General features: G+C 35.8%; 18 protein-coding genes and 1 riboswitch. Of the genes, 17 read left to right on the top strand and 1 reads right to left on the bottom strand.

Annotated features, from left to right (window positions below; all coding sequences use genetic code 11):
- Positions 1–103: 103 nt before the first annotated feature.
- From I5435_RS18110 to I5435_RS18040, 15 genes are all read left to right on the top strand, one after another.
- The gene (locus I5435_RS18110; protein ID WP_024362697.1) at positions 104–445 is read left to right on the top strand and encodes a toprim domain-containing protein; all 342 of its coding nucleotides are present in this window, start codon (positions 104–106) and stop codon (positions 443–445) included.
- A gap of 14 nt (positions 446–459) precedes the next feature.
- The gene (locus tag I5435_RS18105) at positions 460–771 is read left to right on the top strand and encodes a thioredoxin family protein (RefSeq protein ID WP_024362698.1); all 312 of its coding nucleotides are present in this window, start codon (positions 460–462) and stop codon (positions 769–771) included.
- Between the two features lie 56 nt (positions 772–827).
- Positions 828–932: riboswitch (SAM riboswitch) on the top strand.
- Positions 933–1,015: 83 nt separating this feature from the next.
- The gene (locus I5435_RS18100) at positions 1,016–2,044 is read left to right on the top strand and encodes a methionine ABC transporter ATP-binding protein (protein WP_024362699.1); all 1,029 of its coding nucleotides are present in this window, start codon (positions 1,016–1,018) and stop codon (positions 2,042–2,044) included.
- Positions 2,034–2,702, top strand: coding sequence for a methionine ABC transporter permease (locus tag I5435_RS18095; protein WP_024362700.1), 669 nt, complete (start codon positions 2,034–2,036; stop codon positions 2,700–2,702). The genes I5435_RS18100 and I5435_RS18095 overlap by 11 nt, the downstream gene beginning before the upstream one ends.
- Positions 2,703–2,769: 67 nt before the next feature.
- Complete coding sequence (locus I5435_RS18090) at positions 2,770–3,633, top strand: MetQ/NlpA family ABC transporter substrate-binding protein (protein ID WP_024362701.1); 864 nt, start codon at positions 2,770–2,772, stop codon at positions 3,631–3,633.
- 593 nt (positions 3,634–4,226) lie between these two features.
- A complete protein-coding gene (locus I5435_RS18085) occupies positions 4,227–5,552 on the top strand; it encodes a nucleotide sugar dehydrogenase (RefSeq protein WP_024362702.1) in 1,326 nt (441 codons plus the stop codon).
- Positions 5,553–5,568: 16 nt separating this feature from the next.
- On the top strand, positions 5,569–6,996 hold the full coding sequence (locus tag I5435_RS18080) for a polysaccharide deacetylase family protein (RefSeq protein ID WP_337982700.1): 1,428 nt from the start codon (positions 5,569–5,571) through the stop codon (positions 6,994–6,996).
- A gap of 5 nt (positions 6,997–7,001) precedes the next feature.
- Positions 7,002–8,870, top strand: coding sequence for a glycosyltransferase family 2 protein (locus tag I5435_RS18075; protein WP_051147740.1), 1,869 nt, complete (start codon positions 7,002–7,004; stop codon positions 8,868–8,870).
- The gene (locus tag I5435_RS18070) at positions 8,867–10,621 is read left to right on the top strand and encodes a polysaccharide deacetylase family protein (RefSeq protein WP_337982699.1); all 1,755 of its coding nucleotides are present in this window, start codon (positions 8,867–8,869) and stop codon (positions 10,619–10,621) included. Before I5435_RS18075 ends, I5435_RS18070 begins: the two co-directional genes overlap by 4 nt.
- Positions 10,622–10,808: 187 nt before the next feature.
- Positions 10,809–11,375: a glycosyl hydrolase family 18 protein gene (locus I5435_RS18065; protein ID WP_337982698.1), complete on the top strand. Its 567-nt coding sequence runs from the start codon at positions 10,809–10,811 to the stop codon at positions 11,373–11,375.
- Between the two features lie 28 nt (positions 11,376–11,403).
- The gene (locus I5435_RS18060; protein ID WP_337982697.1) at positions 11,404–11,688 is read left to right on the top strand and encodes a glycoside hydrolase family 18 protein; all 285 of its coding nucleotides are present in this window, start codon (positions 11,404–11,406) and stop codon (positions 11,686–11,688) included.
- A 311-nt stretch (positions 11,689–11,999) separates the two neighbouring features.
- Complete coding sequence (locus I5435_RS18055) at positions 12,000–12,884, top strand: response regulator (RefSeq protein WP_108030998.1); 885 nt, start codon at positions 12,000–12,002, stop codon at positions 12,882–12,884.
- 283 nt (positions 12,885–13,167) lie between these two features.
- Positions 13,168–13,926 (top strand): HEAT repeat domain-containing protein, encoded by a 759-nt coding sequence (locus I5435_RS18050; RefSeq protein ID WP_337982696.1) that lies wholly within the window; start codon positions 13,168–13,170, stop codon positions 13,924–13,926.
- Entirely contained in the window at positions 13,923–15,344 is a 1,422-nt protein-coding gene (locus I5435_RS18045; RefSeq protein ID WP_337982695.1) for a glycosyltransferase family 2 protein, read from the top strand. The genes I5435_RS18050 and I5435_RS18045 overlap by 4 nt, the downstream gene beginning before the upstream one ends.
- Positions 15,341–18,523: a hypothetical protein gene (locus I5435_RS18040; protein WP_337982694.1), complete on the top strand. Its 3,183-nt coding sequence runs from the start codon at positions 15,341–15,343 to the stop codon at positions 18,521–18,523. The genes I5435_RS18045 and I5435_RS18040 overlap by 4 nt, the downstream gene beginning before the upstream one ends.
- A gap of 405 nt (positions 18,524–18,928) precedes the next feature.
- Here I5435_RS18040 and I5435_RS18035 read toward each other — a convergent pair whose 3' ends face one another.
- Positions 18,929–19,831, bottom strand: a complete 903-nt coding sequence (locus tag I5435_RS18035) for a glutamate biosynthesis transcriptional regulator GltC (RefSeq protein WP_025220406.1) — start codon at positions 19,829–19,831, stop codon at positions 18,929–18,931.
- Positions 19,832–20,078: 247 nt separating this feature from the next.
- Here I5435_RS18035 and I5435_RS18030 point away from each other — a divergent pair, with 247 nt between their 5' ends.
- Together I5435_RS18030 and I5435_RS18025 are read left to right on the top strand one after the other, a co-directional pair.
- Positions 20,079–23,024: a histidine kinase gene (locus tag I5435_RS18030; protein ID WP_024362712.1), complete on the top strand. Its 2,946-nt coding sequence runs from the start codon at positions 20,079–20,081 to the stop codon at positions 23,022–23,024.
- Positions 22,996–23,754: a response regulator gene (locus I5435_RS18025; RefSeq protein WP_024362713.1), complete on the top strand. Its 759-nt coding sequence runs from the start codon at positions 22,996–22,998 to the stop codon at positions 23,752–23,754. Before I5435_RS18030 ends, I5435_RS18025 begins: the two co-directional genes overlap by 29 nt.
- Positions 23,755–24,291 lie beyond the last annotated feature (537 nt).

The raw sequence follows: 24,291 nt of genomic DNA, 5'->3' as shown, positions 1-24,291 counted from the left end.
CATGAATTAATGGAAACGCTAAAAAGTTGAGATGCAATAGTATGAAATTCGGTTATTCAAATGTTATGCTGTAGTAGATAACTGTCTAAATGGGGGTGGCGTGATGTTCGAAGGCAAATGTTTAATCGTGGAAGGCCGTTCGGATAAGCTTCAAATTGAACCTATTCTTAGTGAAGATGTTACAATCCTTTGTACAAATGGTACAATTGGTGTGCATCAATTAGAAGAATTACTCGACCCATATGAGGGCTGTGAGCTCTATACATTTTTTGATGCGGATACATCAGGCGATAAACTACGTGCATTAATGGATAGACATTATCCAGAGGCCGAGCATTTACGGACAATGCCAACATATAAAGAAGTAGAAACAACACCGAGGAAAGTGCTAGCGACGATTTTATTGCGTGCTCATTTTTCAATCCATAATGAATATATTTTGTAAGGTTGCGTGAAATCATGGAAGAATGGTCAAAAGAGCAGTGGGAAACGGCTGTACAGTCTGGAGACAAAACTGCCTTTTATTTATATACACCGATGTGCGGAACTTGTGCCGTTGCATCTAAAATGATGAATATCATTGAACAGTTACTGCCAGAGGTAAAAATAGGCAAGGCAAATATCAATTTTTTAGAACAAATAGCTTTTGATTTTCAAATTGAAAGTGTACCTTGTTTACTTGTTAGCGATGGAGGAGAGGTTATTGAAAAGATTTATGCCTTTCAATCCGTACCATTTTTATACGAATTGTTAAAAAAACCAATTGACTGAACTTTGCTAGCGTGGTAAAGTAACAAATATATTAAAAAACTATTAAATATATCGAACTCTTATAAAGAGCGGCGGAGGGACGTGCCCTATGAAGCCCGGCAACCATCACATTTGTGAAAAGGTGCCAAATCACCCAAAGATTTATCTTTGAAAGATGAGAGAACGGTTTAGCGTATAAAGTACGTGACCCCTTCTACTTGTCTTGAGAGAAGGGGTTTTCTATATGAGAAAAGGAGTATTCGCTATGATACAGCTTCAAAATATTACGAAGAAATACAAAACCGCAAATGGCGAATTGATTGCTGTCAAAGATGTAAATCTTTCGATTAACAAAGGTGAAATTTTTGGCATTATCGGCTACAGTGGTGCTGGTAAAAGTACGATGATTCGTTTATTAAACGGTTTAGAAAAACCTACTACAGGTACAGTGAAGGTCAATAATCAAGAATTTTCATCTATTAAGGGGCAAAAGCTCCGTGATGCTAGACAAAAGGTAAGCATGATTTTCCAACATTTTAACTTACTTTGGTCCCGAACAGTGGCAGAAAACATTGCTTTTCCACTAGAAATAGCAGGCGTTTCTAAGCGTGAGCGAGAAGCACGCGTGAAAGAACTAATTGCACTCGTTGGCTTAGAAGGTCGCGATAAAGCGTATCCTTCACAGCTATCAGGTGGTCAAAAGCAACGGGTTGGTATAGCGCGAGCCCTTGCCAATAATCCAGAAGTTTTGTTATGTGACGAAGCTACATCTGCACTTGATCCAGAAACTACAGATGCAATTCTCGATTTACTAGTTGATATTAATGAACGATTAGGCTTAACCATTGTGTTAATTACGCATGAAATGCATGTTATTCGCAAAATTTGTCATCGTGTGGCGGTGATGGAAGCTGGAGAAATTGTAGAGCGCGGTGAAGTATTGCAAGTGTTCCAAGCACCTCAAGCGGCAATTACAAAAAAATTCGTCTCTCAAATTACTGATACGAAGGAAACGCAGGAGACTGTTGCACAGCTTAGAGCGAATTATCCTACAGGGCAATTGGTCAAGCTTGTCTTTGTAGGAGAAAAAACAGAGCAGCCCGTAATATCGCATTTAGTGAAGCAGTTTGATGTAGAAATTAGTATTGTTCATGGTAATATCTCACAAACTAAAAACGGCGCATACGGCACACTTGTTGTGCAGATTGATGGCTCAGAGACAAATGTAGCAGCTGCATTAAATTATTTGAATACAGTTGAAGTACAAACGGAGGTGATTGCAGATGCTAACTAATCTCTTTCCGAATGTCGACTGGGAAAAAATGTGGTCTGCCACATATGAAACACTTTATATGACCACTATCTCAACGGTCATCACGTTCATACTTGGTTTAGCCATTGGTATTATCCTCTTTTTAACGAGCCCGAACCAACTATGGGCAAATAAAATCGTAAACTTTTTAACGGGGTCAATCGTCAATATATTCCGTTCGATACCATTTATCGTGTTAATTATTTTACTAATACCGTTTACAAAGTTTTTACTTGGAACAATCCGTGGAGCAGATGCAGCTTTACCAGCACTTATTATCGGTGCAGCACCATTCTATGCACGAATGGTATTAATTGCACTACGAGAAATTGATAAGGGCGTTATAGAAGCAGCGCGCTCAATGGGTGCAAAAACGTCCACGATTATATGGAAAGTACTAATTCCAGAATCATTACCAGCACTTATTTCTGGGATTACGGTAACGGCTGTTGCCCTTGTTGGCTATACAGCAATGGCTGGTATTATTGGTGCTGGCGGTCTAGGAAACTTAGCCTTTTTAGATGGCTTCCAACGTAATCGCCAAGATGTGACATTAATGGCAACTATTTTGATCTTAGTAGTCGTATTTATTATCCAATGGATTGGCGATATGATTACTTCGAAAACAGACAAACGTTAAAAAGGTTATACCGGTTATTTACCGCTAACATATTATTGTTTGAACAAAATAAAGGGAGTGTAGACAAATGAAGAAGTTATTAGCAGGATTATTTTTATCAGTACTTGTACTAGCTTTAGCAGCTTGTGGTGCTGGTAACAAAGATGAAGCAGGTTCAACAACTGGAGATAAGGCAGACGACAGTGCAAAAACTGAAGAAAAAGTAACATTAAAAATAGGTGCTTCTAACACACCTCACGCAGTTATTTTAGAAAAAGCAAAACCGATTTTAGCTAAAGAAGGCATTGACTTAGAAATCGAAACATACCAAGATTATGTATTACCAAACCAAGATTTAGATTCTGGAACAATTGATGCAAACTATTTCCAACATATCCCTTATTTAAATTTACAAATTAAAGATAATGACTATGATTTTGTAAATGCTGGCGGTGTACACATCGAGCCAATCGGTATTTACTCTAAAAAATATAAATCTCTTGAAGACCTTCCTAAAGGTGCAACAATCTTATTATCTAATTCTGTTTCAGACCATGGTCGTATGCTGTCATTATTAGAAGCAAAAGGCTTAATTAAATTAAAAGATGGTATCGATAAAACTGCAGCTGAAATTAAAGATATTGTAGATAATCCGAAAGACTTTAAATTTGATGCGAATACTGCACCAGAACTACTTGTTCAAATGTTTGAAAACGAAGAAGGCGACGCAGTCCTTATCAACTCAAACTACGCAATCGATAATGGCTTAAACCCAATCAAAGATGCGATTGCTTTAGAAGATAAAGAATCTCCATATGTTAATATTATTGCAGTACGTGCTGGAGATGAAAATAAACCAGAAATTAAAAAATTATTAGAAGTATTAACTTCTAAAGAAATCCAAGACTTCATTCTGGATGAATGGAAAGGCGCAGTAGTACCAGTTAAATAATATGAACTTTTAAAAAGAGTATGTAAGTGAAAACTTACATACTCTTTTTTTATGTAAGGAAAATATCCGTCGTTCAAGGCAATGTCCAATCCGTCTTTTTCGAACATATTTGTGTAAATAACAATAGTAATAAAGTATTTATTATATTAAATGTGAATTATTAACATTGTTCAGTGTTACAATGTGACTTTTATTAATACAGTTAAAAAGAGGTGCGTGAAAAAGTGAACAGTTAGGAAAAGGCCATTTTATTTTAAGCAATCGGAGTGTGACGATATTTTTTCTTTTTTTGAAATAATGCCATCTTTGCATCTGGTTAATTATATTTAGAAAAATAGTGCATGTATTAATTTACCAAAAATGATATAATACTAAAGGATTATATGAAGGTTTTTGGTGAAATCAACTTATTTAAAATAGTTATATATACATTCAATTAAAAATTGTTTAGAATTTGTTTAGTTGAAATTAGTACTATAGGTATGTTGGAAATGTGTACTTATTTTGTGGTGACAAGAGAATAAATTCCTTTTGCACAAAAAAGGATTTATTTGTATTTAATGTTTAAAATTAGGTAAAGGGGTAATTTGTTTATGGGGATTAAAATTGACTCACCAAAGTTAGCTTTATCGAAAAAAATCAAAACGAAACAGGCAAAAATTGGTGTAATCGGACTTGGCTATGTAGGATTACCACTCGCTATAGAAATGGTCAAAAAAGGGTTTCAAGTAATTGGTATTGATAAAAATAACGAAAAAATAGCTAAGCTAACAAATGGAGAAAGTTATATTGCTGATTTATCGGATGCTGTTATCCAAGAGGTCTTAAAAGAAGAGAAGTTGGAAACGACTGCGGATTTTTCAAAGCTTGCAAGTGTAGATGTCATGATTATTTGTGTACCAACTCCAACATCAGCAGATGGTACACCGAATATTTCTTACATTGAAGATGCGTCCAAATCAATCGCACAATATATTTCTGCCAATACACTAGTGATTCTTGAAAGTACGACGTACCCTGGAACGACTGAAGAAATCGTTCAACCAATTTTAGAAAAAAGTAATTATGTGATTGGGCAGGATATCTTTTTAACTTATTCCCCTGAACGTGTTGATCCTGGAAATATTAATTTTACCGTTTCAAATACACCGAAAGTAGTCGGTGGTGTGACAGAAGCATGTTTAGAAATAGCAAAACTATTTTATGAAACGATCATCAATACAAATGTTTTTCCTGTTTCTAACCCAAGGGTTGCAGAGATGGAGAAGTTACTGGAAAATACCTTTCGCCAAATCAATATCGCACTTGTTAATGAGCTGAGCAAAATATGCTACAAAATGAATGTAGATATTTGGGAAGTAATCGAAGCTGCTTCGACAAAACCATATGGATTTATGCCGTTTACACCTGGTCCAGGGGTAGGGGGGCATTGTATCCCTGTTGACCCTAAATATTTATTATGGGCAGGACAGCAACATGGTATTACGGCTTCATTAATTGAGGCGGCAGATAAAATTAATGATTCCATGCCGAGTTTTGTGGTTGAAAGACTGGAAAATTATCTTATTGACCAGAAGAAAGAGCTACGAGCTGGAAAGATTGTTGTTATTGGTGTCACGTATAAGCCAAATATTAATGATTTCCGTGAATCTCCTGCACTTCACGTCATCCAAGAATTATTGGAGAAGCAATATGATGTTATGGTTGTGGACCCATTTATCGAAACTTTTTCAGTCAACCAATACACACTTAATACTGTTGCATTATCAAAACAATTAATCGAAGAAGCAGAAGCTGTATTAATTTTAACGAATCATGCAGAAATTGATTATGGATTGCTCGATCAATATGCTGCACTAATTTTTGATACACGGAATACCCATTTTTTATTTGCCAATAAAAATTATCATAAATTGTAAGGAGAACTGTGTGGAAATGAAAAGACTAAAATTATGTAGTTTACTAGTCGCTTTGTTCATAGCAGGATGTCAATCCGAAACACAAAGTCAAGTTGCACCAGTAGATTCGTCGATTGAAATAAAAGAACATGATGGAACGATGAGCGATATTTTACATCATGCCAATATTCTTACCCCAAAAGTGGCTTTGACTTTTAATGGACTTGCAGATAATGAGACAATGCAAAAGCTTTTAAAGGTATTAGATCAAACGAACATCAAGGCAACGTTTTTTATTGAAGGTATGCGTCTAGCACAAGAACCTGAATTGGTTAAGAACATATTGAGCAAAGGCCATGAAGTAGAAAACGGTACATTAACGTTCCCTGATATGGCAGATATAGATTATGAAGAGACTTATAAAGAAATATATTTAACAAATCAAATTTTTGAAGAGCAATTAGGTTATACACCGAAGTATGTGAGAAGTCGTTCAGGGGACGCAACAGACAATATGCGTTATGCGACAAATGCTCTTAATATGAAAGCTGTTGTAGAGGCATCTGTTAATCCGAAAGATCGTAATATGCAAAGTGCAGAGGAAATAATGACGTATATTCGAAAGTATGTAGATAGTGGTTCAGTCATCCATTTAAATACGTATATTAATCCGGCCGTCATTGATGTTGTCCCGTTACTTGCACAGTTTGGCAAAGAAAAAGGCTTTACATTTTCTACGTTAACGGACGTATTTGAAAACGAATATTTGGTTAAATCATTAGAGGAAATTAAAGGCTACGATGCGATAAAAATAAATCCAGCATATGAAAATGTCCAACCGCATGTCTATTATCGGAAAAATACAACAAAAAAAGAAATTGCTTTATCCTTTGATGACTGGGCAAGTGAGGAACGAACGAAGGAAATTTTAGATGTTTTGGATAATTACAATATTCAATGTACATTTTTCTTAATCGGGAAGGGTGTTGAAAAAAACCCTCAATTAGCACGATTAATTGTAGATCGAGGACACGAAGTAGCGAGTCATTCTTATAATCATGTCGATGTAACAACGATGACACCAGAGGAGTTACAAGAAGATGTATTGAAGGCACACCAAGCACTCACGTATGCCTTACAAGAATCACCGTTATTGTATTTTAGACCAAATCAAGGTGTTATTAATGAGGAGTCTGCTAAAATTATTGCCGCTACTGGCGTTCAAACAATTGCCATGTACGATATTGCATCATTTGATTGGAACTTAGATTATACGGCACAAGATATTTATGATCGGGTTATGACTAGGGCAGCTCCAGGAAAGGTAGTGGTGATGCATATTTTAGACGGTACAAAAACAGTCGAAGCACTGCCATTAATTATTGAACAACTTCAAAAGCAAGGCTATAGTTTTGCAAAAATGTCGACTTGGATTGAAGAAGATTCAAATAAGAAAGTGAATTGATAATCATGAAAACGAAAAAAGAGATTTTAACAATGCCGCGCTCTGATCGACGTATCTTATCCAATATTCCTGACCCTGAAAATGTACGGAGCCTCGTTAATCGTCGAGGGGCTTCGTACCAAACAGAAGGGGATATTGACCCTACAAATGTAAATGAAATTTATCGTTTACAGTTATTAAGTTTGCGTTATGAAACTGCATTTGAAGTGAACATTAAAAGAGCTAGACAAAAAAATCCTTATCAATATTATGCTGAAGATATTTCGGTGACAGGTATCCTTGTTTATACGGATAGTGCAAATAGATTATTAGCTGATGAAATTGTTACGATGCAGTTCACAATACCTGATGGAGCGATGCCTGAGGGTTATGAATCAAAAGTAAAGTTAAAAGCTAAAGTAGTCCGTCAATTTACAAAAGAGATAGATGGAAAAACGAGATACTACTATGCGTTTGAATTTTTAAATCCTTTAAATGAGTATTTAACGAAAAAACGTTGGGGACTTTCAATTTTTGTAGCGAGTTTATTTTTATTTATTGTTTCACTTATCGTTGTATTAATGCGTGCTGAAAGTGTCATCTATTTTAAGTTTAATAAGTTCTTATATTTATATAGTATAATCGCAGCAACATTTCTTCTAAGTAGATATTTGTTTGGTATTTTCTATAAGAATGTGCCAATCAATCCTCAATATGAACCCGGTGTTTCTATTATTATTCCAGTATTTAATGAAGAACAATGGATTCATAGAACCATTTTAAGCTGTATAAATCAATATTACCCTGTGGATAAATTAGAAGTTATTGTCGTAGATGATTACTCTACAGATAGAACAGAGGAAGCCGCCAATAACATGATTGAGCTGATTCATAGGGAAGGTGGGCGTTTTAGAACAGAGGGACGTTTGAAATTTCATAAGCTACCTCAAAATGGGGGGAAGCGTGAAGCGTTAATAGCGGGAGTGCATTTGGCCAAACATGATTTAGTCGTTTTCGTCGATTCAGATAGCTTCTTAGAGCCTCACGCCATTCGAAATTTAGTACAACCTTTCCAAGATCCTAAAATGGGCGGTGTAGCAGGGAGAACAGAAGTAGAAAACAAGTTTACGAATGCTCTAACAAAACTACAAACGGTTCGATATTATATAGCCTTTCGTATAATGAAAGCGGCAGAGTCTTGGTTTGACACCGTAACATGCTTATCGGGGCCACTTGCATGCTATCGTAAAGAGCTTATATTAAAAAATGAAACAGCATGGTTAAATCAAAAGTTTTTAGGGCAACCGGCAACATTTGGTGATGATCGTAGTATGACAAACTATATTTTAAAGACGCATCGCACAGGCTATCAGGACAATGCAGTATGTTCTACGATTGTACCTTCAGATACAAAAGTCTTTTTGTCGCAACAAATGCGCTGGAAACGATCATGGTTACGAGAGTCGTTAAGAGCCTTTTTATTTATGTGGAAAAAAGAACCTTTTATGTTTTTGTTCTTCATTATTGGTTTAATTGTACCAATCGCAGCACCAATTGTCGTAGTTTACAATTTAATCTATGTGCCTATTATGCATGGGATATTTCCAACAACATTTTTAATGGGTCTATTGTTAATGGCAATGCTGATGAGCTTGGCTCACCTATTCTTTAGACGAAGTAAGTTGTGGATGTTTGGCTTTATATTTGTCCTTTTCTACGAATTTATTTTACTTTGGCAAATGCCTGTGGCGTGGGTGACATTTTGGAAATCAACTTGGGGTACAAGAGAAACACCTCAAGATGTATTGGCAAGGGAAAAGAAATTGGAAAAACAAAAGATTCGGAAATCCCGATTTTCAATGCTGAAAATAAGAAAAATGGGTGAGAAGGAATGAGTGAAAAAAATGTTGTATTAAATCCAGCTAAAAAAAATCGCAGAAAATTACTTCGTTCTATTGCTCAATTCGTTATCGTTGTATTTTTAGCGGTGATATTAATACGTGTCGTGTTCTTAACAGAAAAAAAAGAAGAGGAAACTGTTCCTCTAATTAATAAAGATGGTTTTATTGCATTATCCTACTTTGGCGTAAGTAGAAATGATTCTCCAAAATACGTGTCCAGAAAGAACTTGGAAAAACAGTTGGAGTTACTTGAAGGGCAAGGTTACAAAACGATTACCCAGCAAGATATATTAGATTTTTATGAAAAGAAAAAACCTCTACCAGAGAAAGCGTTGTTTTTATCATTTGAAGATGGACGCACAGACTCAAGTATTTTCGCTCAAAACATTATGGAAGAGTTGAATTATAAAGCAACCATGTTTACGTATGCCAATAAAATGGATACGAGAGACAATAAATTTTTAAAACCTAAAGATTTATTACTGATGCAAAAAAGTGGGTTTTGGGAATTAGGTTCCAATGGATACCGTCTGACGTATATTAATATTTATAATGATCAAGGACAGTCATTAGGCATGATTGACGAGAATGATGTGCCAAATAAAACGACAATCGAATATTATAATCACTATTTAATGGACTTTATTCGCAATCAGTTTATGATTCCGAGTGAAACGCGGAAAGAAATGGAGACGCGAATTAAAAAGGATTATAAATTAATGCACGATATTTATGAAGAAAAGTTAGATGAAGTGCCAAAGGCGTATGCCATTATGCATGCCAATGCACTTTACAATAATATGGACCCTTTAGTAGAGAGTATTAACGATACCGAAATTAAAAATACATTTCGTATGCATTTCAATTTAGAGCTAGGTGCCTATAATAACAAAGATGCAGATCTCTATAACTTAAGTCGATTACAAGTATCTCCATATTGGTCAACAAACCATGTGATGATGAAAATCCGCCAAGCGAGTAAACAAAATGTAGCATTTGAAGTAGGGGATGCGCAACAAGCAAAAAAATGGTCCATTATTAATGGAGCCGCAGAATTTAAAAATAATGAAATCATTATAACGTCTGCACCATCCAGTGAAGGGCGCATTATTTTAAAGGATGCCTTGCCTAATCAATATAATGTCAATTTTGCTTTTAAAGGAAATGTAGTAGGGCAGCAATCTCTATATTTGAACTATGATGAAAAAAGCAATAGCTATATACGCATTGCATTAATAGACAATGAGATCGTTGTGTCAGAAAAATTGCCTGGAGCAAGTGTTGTTGAAAAGGAACGCTTGCAGTTAAATGATATTAAGTGGGATGAAGAACAATACGCATTTAATAAAGCAACTGTCTATAACTATCAAGATACACAAAAAGGTTCGAGAATTGATGAAGATGAATATCCACGAAATTTAACACAAAAAAGAGTATTTAATATCGCTGTGAATAAAGATAAAATAGAGATAAATGTCGACGATGTATTATCGAAGACAATAAAGGTAAATCCAGTTATTAATGGGACTCAATCAATAGGAATCGGAGCAATGTATAGTAAAAAAGATACGACACATGAACAGTATGCAGATGATATTTACGATACATTGATCGATGATCTATTAATAACAGATGGAAACAAGACGACACTCTTTTCAAATCAATATACGAATTTTGATAAAGTAAAGTATAAAACAACGACATTGTTTAATAACGTTGTAGACTTCTTTATTGAAACCTTCTAAACCGAGGGAAGTTAGATTCACGTGAGAAAATTTATTTGGTTTATCTGTATGGCACTACTAATTATCACAGCATGTAGTAATAGCAAAGAAGTTCCGGTTGAAGCAAAGGAAGAGCTAAAAAATAAAAAATAAGTTGCAATTATCTATTTGGTTGCCCGAATGGCAAAAAAAATCAGCAATAGAAGACGTGAAAAATTCACAGCAGGGTTTACAGGATATTCGTGTATTTGGCGCTTATTTCAACAGTAAAGATCAATTATTATTAACAGATAATGCGGTAGAGATGTTGCAACAAACACAGCAACAATTTCATGCCACACATTTTGTGATGCTTACGTTAATCAATGACTATGTTACAGATAACGCCCCATCAGTTCAGAAGGATAGTAAGTTATTACATCGCCTGCTCCAAGATACTTCAACGAGGCAAAAGCATATCGATAATATATTGCAAATTATTGAGCAATATCAGGTCAAGGGAATAGAAATTGATTATGAAAAGGTAGCGAAAGAGGATCTTCCAAAATATATACTTTTTTTAGAAGAGCTTTATCAACAGTTATCCAAAAAAAATATCACACTAAATGTTGTATTAGAACCGCGTTTTCCATTCGATATGAAATTGCCCGATGGCCCAAAGTATACTGTTATGGCGTACAATGTCCATGGTTATCATAGTGGACCTGGAGCAAAAGCAACATTCTCATTTTTAGATGACTTACTAAAAAAAATACAAAAGTCGAATCAAAACTAGCCATTGCTTTTGCAACGGGTGGATTTAAATGGCTGCACAAGGGAAAGCAGTTGCTTTAACGGAAATTGAGGCAGAGCAACTTCTCGCCAAAACGAAAGTAAAGAAACAACGAGATCAAGCAAGCGGAGCTGCCTACTTCACTTATTCTGATGACAATAATGTACGTCATGAGGTATGGTATGCGGATCAAGAGACACTTGAAAAATGGATTAGCTATGTCCAACAAAAAAGCTACCATGAGGTAGTATTATGGCGCGCTGGCGGTTTAAGTTCAGATACATTAAAGTGGATTGACAAGCAATCTATCAAATGAAGGAAGGATAGATAAGTCAATTAAACGTATTTTTTACTGTAGTTTGAAATAGCGAAAAGCTATATAATGATTAAATATGACAAGCCCCACCATTTAACTTTTTGTGGCGAGCATCGAGCATCTTCCATATGGCATGTGCCATATGGAGGGGGCTTGTCTGACTCGCTTTCCTATAAAAGTTTATTTGGTGGGGTTTACCTTGTTTATCAATAATTATGTACGGTTAGTACAAGGTTTATTTTGTTCCTATCGGGCACTAAACAAGTAAGGCTTTGAATTATTTCGAGGAGAGCTACAAGGAGGTAGGAATAATGAATGAAGTAATTTTCGCAAAAGATATAATGCTAGAACAAGATGTTAAAAAATATTTTGAAATTATGCTTGAAAGTGCTATTCGTTCACATATGACGATTACCACAATTTTTTTAAAGTGTGTACACAGTAGCTCTTCAGAAGTAAATCAAAGCAATGTAAATGCTCAAATTACTGATTTTTTAACGGAAAATATTCGGAAGACGGATTTACTCTTCCAATTGGCAGATGGAGAGCATTGGGGCATTATTTTTTTACAAAGTAGCGATGTTGAAGCGAATGCATTTTTAAAAAGAATCTTTTATTTACTAAAGAAAGATACAACGCTAGAAAGTCACGTTGCCTTAAAAGCTTCTATAACAGAAATACGTAATAATCAGATTAACTTTGAAATACTAGTAGAAAAAAATAAAGCATTACTGGCTGATAGCAATCAACAGCAATGGTGGATTGAACAGATAGAGGATTATCGTTTACAATCCATTGAACTTGTAAAAGTGAGTATTATTGAACAAAATGCTATTTTTAGAAAAGTGTTAGAAACGACTTTAAATTCCATGGATATCGCTAATTTTACTTTTGATGTCACTGCATATGAAGATGGTTATAGTTTTTTACAATCTAATACTTATCAATCCGGGCATTTGCATTTAATTATTATGAATGATATTTTACCGCGCAATAATGGCTTAGAAATTTTACACAGCTTACGAACAATGCCGAACGAAAAGCGATTCCTCATTTACATGATGTCTGAACGTAACTCAGAGATCGCCGCACTCAATGCATATGAAGGTGGCGTAGATGAATTTATAGTTAAACCGTTTAACTTACGCTTATTAGAAGCAAAAATTAAACGAACTTTTGCGAGGTATTGGCAATGATAGACTTATCGCTTGATTTTCTTTTATCCGTAATAGCTATACTGTTCATCGTTCTGTGCGGCTTCATGATGTATATATTTTATCAACGTCAAAGTGAAGTGCGTTTTAAAAATCGAGAGATATCTATTTAAAAGACTACTCACAGCTTTGGTATGAATATCTTTTTAATAATGAAATTTTTTCAGTGGTGCTTATACCACGTGGCAAGCCGCAAGTTCAGGCAATCGAAATGATTTTTTCATCCTATTTAAAGAACATTACGAATGATGATATGAGATGGAAAATGAAGAATTTTTCCAATCAGTATTTAAAGATATTTTATGAAAATGATTTAATGAATAAACGTTGGAGCATTCGCATGAACGCATTATATCGTATCGCCGATTTGCAGCTCGATGAATTGCTCGATGCTAGTAAAAAATTAGAGACAACGAAATACTCTAAGGAAGAGTTTTTTCAATTGCTTAAAATATATTCTTTATTTCAGCCAGAATTATTTATTCAAAAAATAAAGGCCCCCAATGCAAATTACTCTGAAAGTGAATATAGAAGATTATTCGTTTTATTAGAGGAAGATATATTTATGCGATTTTTTGATGAGTTTACGAGCTGGTCAATGAGCATTCAATTTGCTGTAATCGATACGGCTGCGGCCAAAAAAAATATGCAATATATTGAGAAATTAGAGCAATTATTAACGAATGAAAATGATGAAATTAAAATACGCGCGCTAAAGGGCCTGTTTGAAATTGGTGTAATTGAAAATATCAATCCGTATATTCCTTTCGTAACGTCACATTTATGGGAAGTACGCTTAATGGTAGGGAAGATATTTAAATATGTCCCCTTGTCCTATTCTTATCCCTATTTAGAACAGCTTCTTCAAGATGAAAATTGGTGGGTTCGGTCTCAAGCTGCGAAGACGATTGCTGAAGATCGTGACGGATTAGAGAAATTAAAAGAGTTTATTTCATATTCTACTGATCATTATGCAGTGGAGATGGCACAAGAAACAATAATGAGAAAGCAGGGAACGAGATGAAAATTTTACATTACTCCATGTTGTTTTTTGGCGGCGTAATTGTATTTTATATGCTGTTTGTTATTGTTTCATATTGCACCATGTTAATTATCGCAATGCTTGATTTGCGTAAGCGATATCGTTTAGACCCTTCGGAGTATGATGATGCGCATATAGATGCCTTTTATTCCAAGCCTGTGTCCTTACTAGTTCCTGCCTATAATGAAGAAGTAGGGGTAGTAGATACCGTCTATTCATTGCTTAATTTACGTTATCCGCAAACAGAAATTATTATTATTAATGATGGTTCCACTGACAATACTCTACAAACGGTCATTAAGCACTTTCAGATGAAACCTGTAAATAAAATTATAAAAACAAATATTCATACGAAGCAAGTTATCCAAATTTATGAATCAGAAATTTATATGAATTGTATATTGGTAGATAAAGTGAATGGCGGCAAGGCTGATGCATTGAATGTTGGTATCAACGTATCACAATATCCGTATTTTTGTTCCATTGATGGGGATTCCATTTTAGATGAAAAAGCATTGCTTCGTGTAATGAAGCCGATTGTTTTATCTGATGGAGAAGTGATTGCAGCTGGGGGCAATATACGTATCGCCAACGGAGCGAAAATGCAACTTGGCTCGATTTATGATATGCGATTACCTAGTAATTATTTAGTTATCATGCAAATAATTGAATATTTGCGAGCCTTTTTAATGGGGCGAATTGCATTAAGTAAATTTAATCTTGTGTTGATTATTTCAGGTGCATTTAGTGTCTTTTCAAAAAAATGGGCTGTTGAAGCAGGCGGCTATTCGACCAATATTATTGGTGAAGACATGGAGCTCGTTGTCAATATTCATCGACTTATTAAAGAGAAAAAAGAAAATAAACGAATTGAATTTGTGCCAGACCCTGTCTGTTGGACAGAAGCGCCGCATACATTAAGTGTTTTGCGAAATCAGCGCAGACGTTGGCACCAAGGGATGTTTGAAAGTCTTTGGAAACATAAGAAAATGACGTTAAATCCACGATACGGTTTGATTGGTATGGTGTCGTTTCCGTATTTTTGGCTTGTGGAATGTTTAGGACCTGTTGTAGAACTAGGTGGCTATATCTATATTATTATCGCGTTTTTCTTAGGGCAAATTTATTATGAAATGGCGATTTTGTTATTATTGCTTTTTGTTATTTATGGTATTATTTTTTCCATTGCTTCCGAATTATTTGAGGCTTGGAGCATGAATACGTATCCAAGAAAGAGAGACTTGTTACGTATGATTACTTTAGCGTTTACTGAAATTTTTTGGTATCGCCCACTTACACTACTATGGCGTTGTGAAGGATTAATTCGATTTGTACGTAGAAAGAGTGAATGGGGAAATATGAAGCGTGTCGGGATTGCTGAAAAGGAGAAAAGTGTATGAAGCGAATATATATAGGAATTATCATTACATTAATGCTCATTATTACTCCGATTATTATTTGGTACTTGGATGATAATACCCCGCTTAACGTAGCTATTTTAGATAAAACAGTTCCAAATGAAACATATCGCGAACATCTCGGCGTGAATTGGTTTTTAAATCATTACAAGTATACGATGGACAATCAGCCTTATGATTTAGTGGACAGTTATTTCGGTACGCAACCAGATGACAAATTAAAAAGTGTAACGGAAAAAAAATTCCCAACAGACTACAGTAACTATGATGTGATTTATTTAGCAGATACGTATGGTGTGTATAAAGATGATTTAGGACAAGAAAAAAGGCTAGGACAGCGCTCAGAAAAAATTGTCGGTGGTTTAGAGATGGAAGAATGGCAGTCCATTGTATCTCGACTAGCTAGTAATAAAAAAAGTATGTTAATAGCCGAGTACAATACATTTGCTTCGCCAACAACAGAAGCTGTTCGAAAAGAGCTTCAAGATTATTTGGGAATTTCATGGTCAGGATGGATTGGGCGTTATTTCGATGAGCTCGATTATCATAAAAATTTAGAAATACCACAATGGATCGTAGATGAATACGGAGACGATTGGTCCTATAAAGGCGGAGGATTTATCGTATTTAATGAAATTACAGAAAAGCTCGTAGTATTAGAGTTGGACAAACATATTAAAACGGCAGGGATTGAGCTTCAATTTACGGAAGCGGGTAAGCAATTTTTTAATACCTCTAGCAGTGCAAAATATGAGTATTGGTTTGATATTATTACGCCGAAATATGCTGAAGATGCATTAGCCAACTATAAGTGGGATTTAACGAAAGAAGGGTCAAAGTTATTAGAAGACAATCATATTCCACAACAATTTGCAGCGATTGTCTCGCAGGATAAACGTTATACAACGAGCTATTATTTTGCAGGAGACTTCAATGATATGGGGCGTTTACCTACGCTATCTAAAGTCAAAGGTTTACCTACTCTTTATAAATATGCTGAGAAGTTTGCTGACAGCTCTTTTTATTGGTCTATTTACATACCAGTTATGCACAAAGTATTTGAGACATTTGAGAAAAAAGAAGTGCAAGCAACAAATCATGCAAACAAATTAAACTATAATGCACGTGTTCAAGGTGAAACGTTTGAAGTGTTACAAGATGGAAAATGGGAGCCGATAACATTCAAAGGTGTCAATATTGGTATGGGGAAACCAGGTGCATTTCCTGGGGAAGCAGCAATCACTGAAGAAGAGTATTATCGTTGGTTTAATCAAATTGCAGCTATGAATGCGAATACGATACGGGTATATACATTACACCCGCCAGGCTTCTATCGAGCGCTGGCAAAGTACAACGAAGAAAATCCTAATAAGCCACTATACGTTTTACATGGTGTTTGGATTAATGAAGAAGGCTTATCACAATCACTTGATGCTTATGATGCAACTACGTTAAAGGATTTTCAACATGAAATGAAGCGCATGGTTGATGTTATTCACGGTAATATTTATGTGAAGCCTGTAACGGGACATGCATCCGGCTTATACGATGTAGATGTTTCAAAATATGTAATTGGTTGGGTGCTTGGGATTGAGTGGTATCCACATATGGTCGTCGGAACAAATGAAAAGCATGCTAATTTAGGGCAATATAATGGAACATATTTCGAAACGAAAAATGCGACACCTTTTGAGCATTGGCTTGCTGAGCAGATGGACATGATTACAGTTTATGAGAAAGAAAAATACAATTGGATGCGACCGATGAGTTTTACCAACTGGGTAACAACAGATTTACTAGAGCATCCATCCGAACCATCAGAAGATGAAGATTTAGTAGGCGTTAACCCGAATGTCATCTTTACAAAAGGGGAAATGCAAACACCAGGACAATTTGCTTCATATCATGTCTATCCTTATTACCCAGATTTCTTTAATTTCGATAAAGATTATTTAAATTATGTAGATTTCCGTGGTCAAAAAAATAGTTATGCAGGCTATTTAAATGAATTGCATAAGGCGCATACAATGCCTGTACTTATCGCGGAATTCGGCATTCCAGCATCGCGTGGAATGACACATGAAAATGTCTACGGTTGGAATCAGGGGCACATGTCTGAAAAGAAACAAGGTGAAACATTGCAGCATTTGTATGAAGATATCATGCATGAAGGCTTGCTTGGTGGGCTTGTATTTACATGGCAGGATGAGTGGTTTAAACGGACGTGGAATACAATGGATTACGACGACCCGAATCGTCGACCGTTTTGGTCCAATGCTCAAACCAATGAACAGCAATTCGGTCTAATGAGCTTTGATCGAAATAAAGTAAAAGTGGATGGAAAGCTAAATGATTGGGAAGAAGGGACACAATTATATAAAACTTCGCCTTCTAGCTCGACTGATTTTGCTGTGGATTACGATGAAAAGTATGTGTATATGAAGTTGAAGAGTGATGAGATAAAAACAGCATCACCACGTATTTTACTAGACGTAGTACCAGAGCAAGGCAATACATCTGCAACAACTATTAAAAATATAACATTTTCAAATGGTGTTGACTTTATTGTTGAGTTAAATAAAAATAGCGATTCGCGAGTTGTCATTGATGAATACTACGATTTCTATGATTATTTCTATGGACATCGATTAAGCATGATTCCTCCACGCATGAAAGCAGCGGTTAAAAATAGTGGCAAGTTTGCGCCGATTTATTATGTTTTAAATAAACAACTGTACTTACCAGAACAAAAAAAGACGACAGACTTTAGCTTTTATGAAACAGGTAAATTGCTACAAGGAAATGCAAATCCTGAAGCGTCTAACTATAATTCACTCGTTGACTACACATGGACAGATGATAATGTGATTGAGCTACGAATACCTTGGCTTCTGCTACAATCCAAAGATCCAAGTCAGCGAGAGTTTATGGGAGATTTATATGCAAATGGTGAAACAGCGTCAGTTAAAGTGGATAATATTTTTGTTGGTGTAGTATTTGTCGATGAAGAAGGAAAAGTAGTCCAATCTTTACCGAAGTCTACGAATAATGTATTGCCAGCATTGGATTCATATAGTTGGGATACTTGGCAACAACCGAAGTACAATGAACGCTTAAAACAATCTTATTATATTTTACAAAAAGTATTTAAGGACGATTAACGCATACACTTGAAGCATTGGATAAACAGAAAAAGTGGCTGGGACATAACTAAAAAAATTAAGAAACAGACGAAAGATGTTCATAATTTTTTGCTGTATGGAGACTTTAGCTATTCTTGCTTTTGCAATAAAAAAAATTAGAAGTGTTCACTAGTTGTTGGTAGCGAAGGCGGTGACTCCTGCGGGACAGCACACAATGTAAGACGCGGGCATTCCGCGCGTTAGCGAGGGTTGCGGCTTACGGTGCTGAGCGGAAAGCACCGTCGTAGCGGACAACAACGGCATAGCAAAAAAGTGTTAGATTGATGGCAGTCAATCTAACACTTTTTCTCTTTTGTCTCAGCCACTTTTTTTACTGTGAATGTTGTTGTCGCACCGTCGTCGGACGCATCTCAATTGTTTAGGTCATTGAAACTGTGAAAGTCGAGAATAGAAATTAGTTACGAACTCTAAAAATATTTTTTCAGATGGAGCGATTTCACGATTTATCGGTGAAATAATGCCAACAGTTCTTGGTATTGTAGGTGATTCAATGGGTACCTTAATCGTGAAGCGGGCAGCTGAATCATATAGGGAGCTTTCAGGAAGTAAGCTAACGCCAATTCCAGCTGCAACTAGACCTTTTAAGGCATCTAAGTCTTCACCTTCCGAGATTACATTCGGTAAAAAGCCAGCAGCACGACAAGCGTCCATTGCAACTTTATGCAATATATAGCCATCTGGAAATAGAACGAAAAGGTCATTACGTAAGTCTGCCAGTTGAATGCTTTCTCGTTTAGCTAATGGATGGTTTGCTGGCAATAAGGCTGCAATGTTTTCTGTAAATAGTATAGTTGATTGGATTGCCTCGTCCTTTGGGGGAAGCGGTCCTAAAAATGCTAAATTTAACTCACGGTTTTTAACAGCATCAATTAAAAATCGATAGGAGCCCTGACGCAATTGGAATTGCAAATCTGGGTATTCGCGCTTAAAGGCTGAAATAACAGTCGGTAGCACATAGCTTGCTAGGCTTGTAGGAAAGCCTATCTTAATAGTACCTTTTGCAGGGTCTAAATATTCCTCTACCTGCTTCGCTGCAAAGTCTATGGCTTTTAAAGCAGTAATCGTATGTTCGAGAAAAGTTTTTCCGATCGGTGTTAATTTTACATTTCGACCGACGCGTTCAAAAAGTGGTGTGCCTAATTCGTCCTCTAAATTAGCAATTTGACGACTTATTGCTGACTGAGCAACATGAAGATGTTCAGCAGCTTCTGAAATATGTTCCCGTTCTGCAACCTCCACAAAATAACGTAATTGACGTAACTCCACTGGATATTCACCTCTATTAATCGAAAAATCCGATTGATTATACTTTAATTATATAATATTTAGTATATAAATAGTCTGAAAAAATAGCGTAGTGCGAAATAAAAATATGATAAATTACAGAAAAGACAATTGAAATTGAAAGATTTAACACAATCTTTTAATGATTATATTAAAAAAGGGAAATTACACTTATTCTGTTAGTAATTTGAGAGTTGGGTCTTGTAAGATGTATATGAGGTGGAAATTTATGATAAAGAAAGGGATTAGCTGGATACTAATTCTACTGGCCATTACAATGTTAGCCGGTTTAACATTTAACGATCAAGATACGAGCAATACAGATCTGCAAGCAAAAGATGGCATATTAGATCTAACGGGTATTTCTAAAAATGAAAAAGTAGTTGCCTTGTCAGGTGAATGGAAGTTTGTTGGAAATGAATATGTAAAGCCAACCGATATTCTGCAAAATGCAAAGGTGGAAATTGTGCCGGGGCCTTGGAAAGAAAACGTCCAATATGGTACTTATCAGCTTCAAGTTACATTGCCTGCCCATTTCGATAAACTAGGCATCCGTGTAAGAAATATTTGGTCTGCACATCGCCTCTTTATCAACGGAGAAGAGTTTGCTTCTTACGGAACGCTTGGAACGCAAAAGGAAGGGGCAGTACCGAGTAATCCAGTGTATGAAATCTATTTTAAGCCTAAAACAAAATCACTGACCATTACATTGCAAGTAGCAGATTTCTATAATGCACGGCATGGCGTCATTTTTCCAATTGATCTTGGTGATGCAGAAACGATTGCTCACGATGTTGTAAAGGATGTTAATTTAGAGAAAACGACAATCATTATCTTATTTATTTTTTCGATTTTTCATTTTAGCTTGTACTTATTAAGGACGAAAGATCGAGCTTTTTTCTACAGTGCTCTGTACTTTTTCACATTGGCATTATTAGTATCTACAAGGGGTGAACGGACGCTTATTCGGGAGTACCCTGCCATCTCCTTCGAATGGTATTTTCGATTACAAGATTTTATTACGTATATCAATGCCGTTACGTTATTCTTTTTCTTTGTCTATACTGTTGAAACGCTAGTGAAGCGTCGAACAGCTATTACGTTGGCGATGCCGCTAATCTTATACGGAGTAGGAACGCTACTCTTTCCTGCAAGGTCATTATCATTTTTACAATATTTCTTCTTTGGATACATAAATGTTTTGGCTTTAATAATAATTGGGAGATTGGTCCACTTACTTATCACTAAAAGTACGAAAATACCTAGAAATGAACTAATGATTTTAAGTGCCTCGATGTTTTCACTACTTATCTTTTCGATAAGTGGCACAGTCGATCAGCTTTTTTTCTCTGGCAAAAATGTTCTTAATCGCGGTGGATTACTATTTTTTATTCTAGGTATGAACGTCTTTCTCGCAATGCGTCTTATTAATCGAACGACGGAAGCGGAAGTTTTTAGCGAAAGATTGGAAAAGGCTACAATAGGTAAAGATTCTTTTTTAGAAGTTACAACAAAAGAACTCGAACAACCTCTTTATCATGCACTGAACGTCACAAAATCATTATCAGCACATCGAACTTTAATAGAGCATCAATTACTTGAGCAACAACTTGAACGTTTACTTTATTTAGTAAATGACTTAAAGGATTTTACAAGAATCCGTTTCCAAGATTTTCACATTGAAGTTCATCCGGTAAATGTGCAAATGATTTTTCAGCATGTCGTTAAAATGCATGAACGTACGATGGAAAAAGCAAATATCCGATTTTATACGCATGCAGATAGTCAATTGCTAATACAAGCAGATGAGCAAAGAATTAGTCAAATAGTTTATCGTGTGGTGGAAACAGCCATTGCTCACGCGGTCAATGGAGAAGTCGTTCTAACGATTATGCATCTTGATGCAGATGTAAGAATAGTCGTTGAAGGAACTGGACCTGACGTTATCAAGCAAATCGCTGCAGACGAAACGGGCCAATCAATCGGAAAAGCAATAATTGAACAAATGGGTGGCAGCTATTCGGTAGATATTTTACATAATGGCATAAGGTTTTTAATCACATTGCCTTTTGGGGGATATGAGAAAAAACAACACAATAAAACCGATTATGTTCTGCCGTTACCCCTTCCAACACTAAATGATAATTTACCAAATTTATTGATTGTGGAGGATGATGTTATACATGCAGAAGTATTGCGAAGTTTGCTTCAGAATCATTACGCAATATCTTTAGCGCATAGTGCTGAAGAAGCGCTTTACACTATTCAGCATAAAAAACCGGATTATTTATTAATCGACGAAGTGATGCCGGTGATGGATGGCTTAGTGTTAACCAAACAAATAAGAACTCAATATAGCTATATTGATTTACCGATTATCATGCTAGTAGCTAATGAATATCCTACGAATATTTCACTTGTACTTGAATCAGGCGCTAACGATTACATTCGAAAGCCTGCATCCAAGGAATCATTATTGGCACGACTCTCTGCTATTTCTTTAACGAAAGAAGCGATGACGAATGCTATTGAGCATGAAATGAACTTTTTACAAGCGCAGATTAAGCCACACTTTTTATATAATGCACTTAGTAGTATTATTTCCTTCTGTTATACAGATGGAGAACGTGCAGGCCATTTATTAACCATGTTGTCTACGTATTTACGATATATTTTTGATTCTGGAAAAGAAGGACATCGAGCAACGCTTGAAAAAGAACTAGAAATCATTCAGGCTTATGTTGAAGTTGAACAAGCTCGTTTTGGTAGTAGATTAAGCGTTGTAATTGAAATTGATGAATCAATTGATACAGCAAAAGTTGAGGTGCCTAGCCTGCTTATACAGCCTCTTGTCGAAAATGCGATTCGTCATGGAATTTTTGAAAAAGAAGGAAATGGCTGTGTAATTGTGAAAATAGAAAAAGAAGAAAATTTCCTTGTAGTTCAAATTATCGACGATGGCGTTGGGATGACGGCAGAACAAGTAGCCGCTTTAACAATGGGGAAAAATATCAGTTCTAATGGAATTGGTTTTACGAACGTATTACGCCGTGTTAAAGAGTTACCAAAAGCTTCGCTCATGATTCAATCTAAATTGGATGAAGGAACTACAATGATTTTAAAACAACCTTTAAAGGAGCATGCCAATGTGGAAAATTATTATGGTAGAAGATGAAGAACCTATTCTAAACTTGCATAAGCGTTTACTGGAGAAGAGTGGTCTTTTTAAGGTTATTGCATCTTATACTTCGCCCATAGAAGCAGCTAAAGAGCTTTCAACAATTCAGGCAGATGCGATTCTGTTGGATATCGAAATGCCTAAAATAAATGGCTTAGAGCTTGCGTTAAAGCTAGTAGAGGAAGGAATTGATGTACCAATCATTTTTTCGACAGCTTATACGAAGTATGCAGTAGATGCTTTCCGCGTACAGGCGCTTGATTATGTCTTAAAACCGATGACACCGAATACGGTACTGCAATTAGATGAACGACTTGCAAAATATTATGGTCGTCAGAAACAACACAATATTGCCAAGCTTGAAGTTCGCCTTCGAGGTGAAGCAGGAACTCGTATGAACGGTCAAGCGATTAAATGGCGCACAAAGGTAACAGAAGAACTGTTTTACTATTTGCTGTTGAATGAAGGAGTAGTCGTTTCTAAATATCGTATTTTAGATGATATTTGGCCAAATCTTGATGAGCGAAAGGCACTAGCGAACCTTTATAATACGATTTATCGCTTGCGCCAGCTATTTAATGAATTAGAAGTGCCAATTCAAATTGAACGTATCAATGATGGCTATGAGTTAAAAACAAATAATGCCGTTGTGGTGCAAATGCCTAATGAGCCTGATTCATTCCTTCTTGAATCAAAGGGCTATTTATGGGCTTATAAAATAAGCTGAATTATATTTTTAAAAAATAGTAAAGAAGAGAGCTTAAGACAAAAGCGTTAGATTGACCTGCTAGCAATCTAACGCTTTTTTTCTATGTTGCTAATGTCCGTTACAACGGCTATGCGCATGCACTAAGAATGCACCCCGTTATATGCCACGCTTTGTTGCATCTTCATTTCTAAGTTGTTCCTACTATAGCCATGTCCTTTGCCACAACTCGTATGCTCTTTACATTGGTAAAATAATTGCAAAGGAAGGAATCACTAGGTTTTCCATTCATTGAACCTAGCTAAAAGTTACGAACAGGTTTATTCTTGTTTTTTATATTTACATACAAAGTTTTATGGAGACTTCTGCTGAAAGCAATTTAAATTTTCATCATACAGTAAAAAAGTGTAAATCTGCTTGACGTGTTTATTATGCTAGTACTCTATAATTTTATTTCTTGAAGTGATTCCATTCGAATGAAATAGGATATAGTATAGATAGGGTTGTTTGTGCGTATTTGTCACAAAACCGTTACAATTAACGCTCTATGCGAGGTTT

This window comes from Lysinibacillus sp. C5.1, assembly GCF_016350185.1.
In the GTDB taxonomy this organism is placed as follows: Bacteria; Bacillota; Bacilli; order Bacillales_A; family Planococcaceae; genus Lysinibacillus; species Lysinibacillus sphaericus.
Note: the sequence above shows the minus strand (reverse complement) of the source record. Positions and strands in the feature narration are given on the sequence as shown.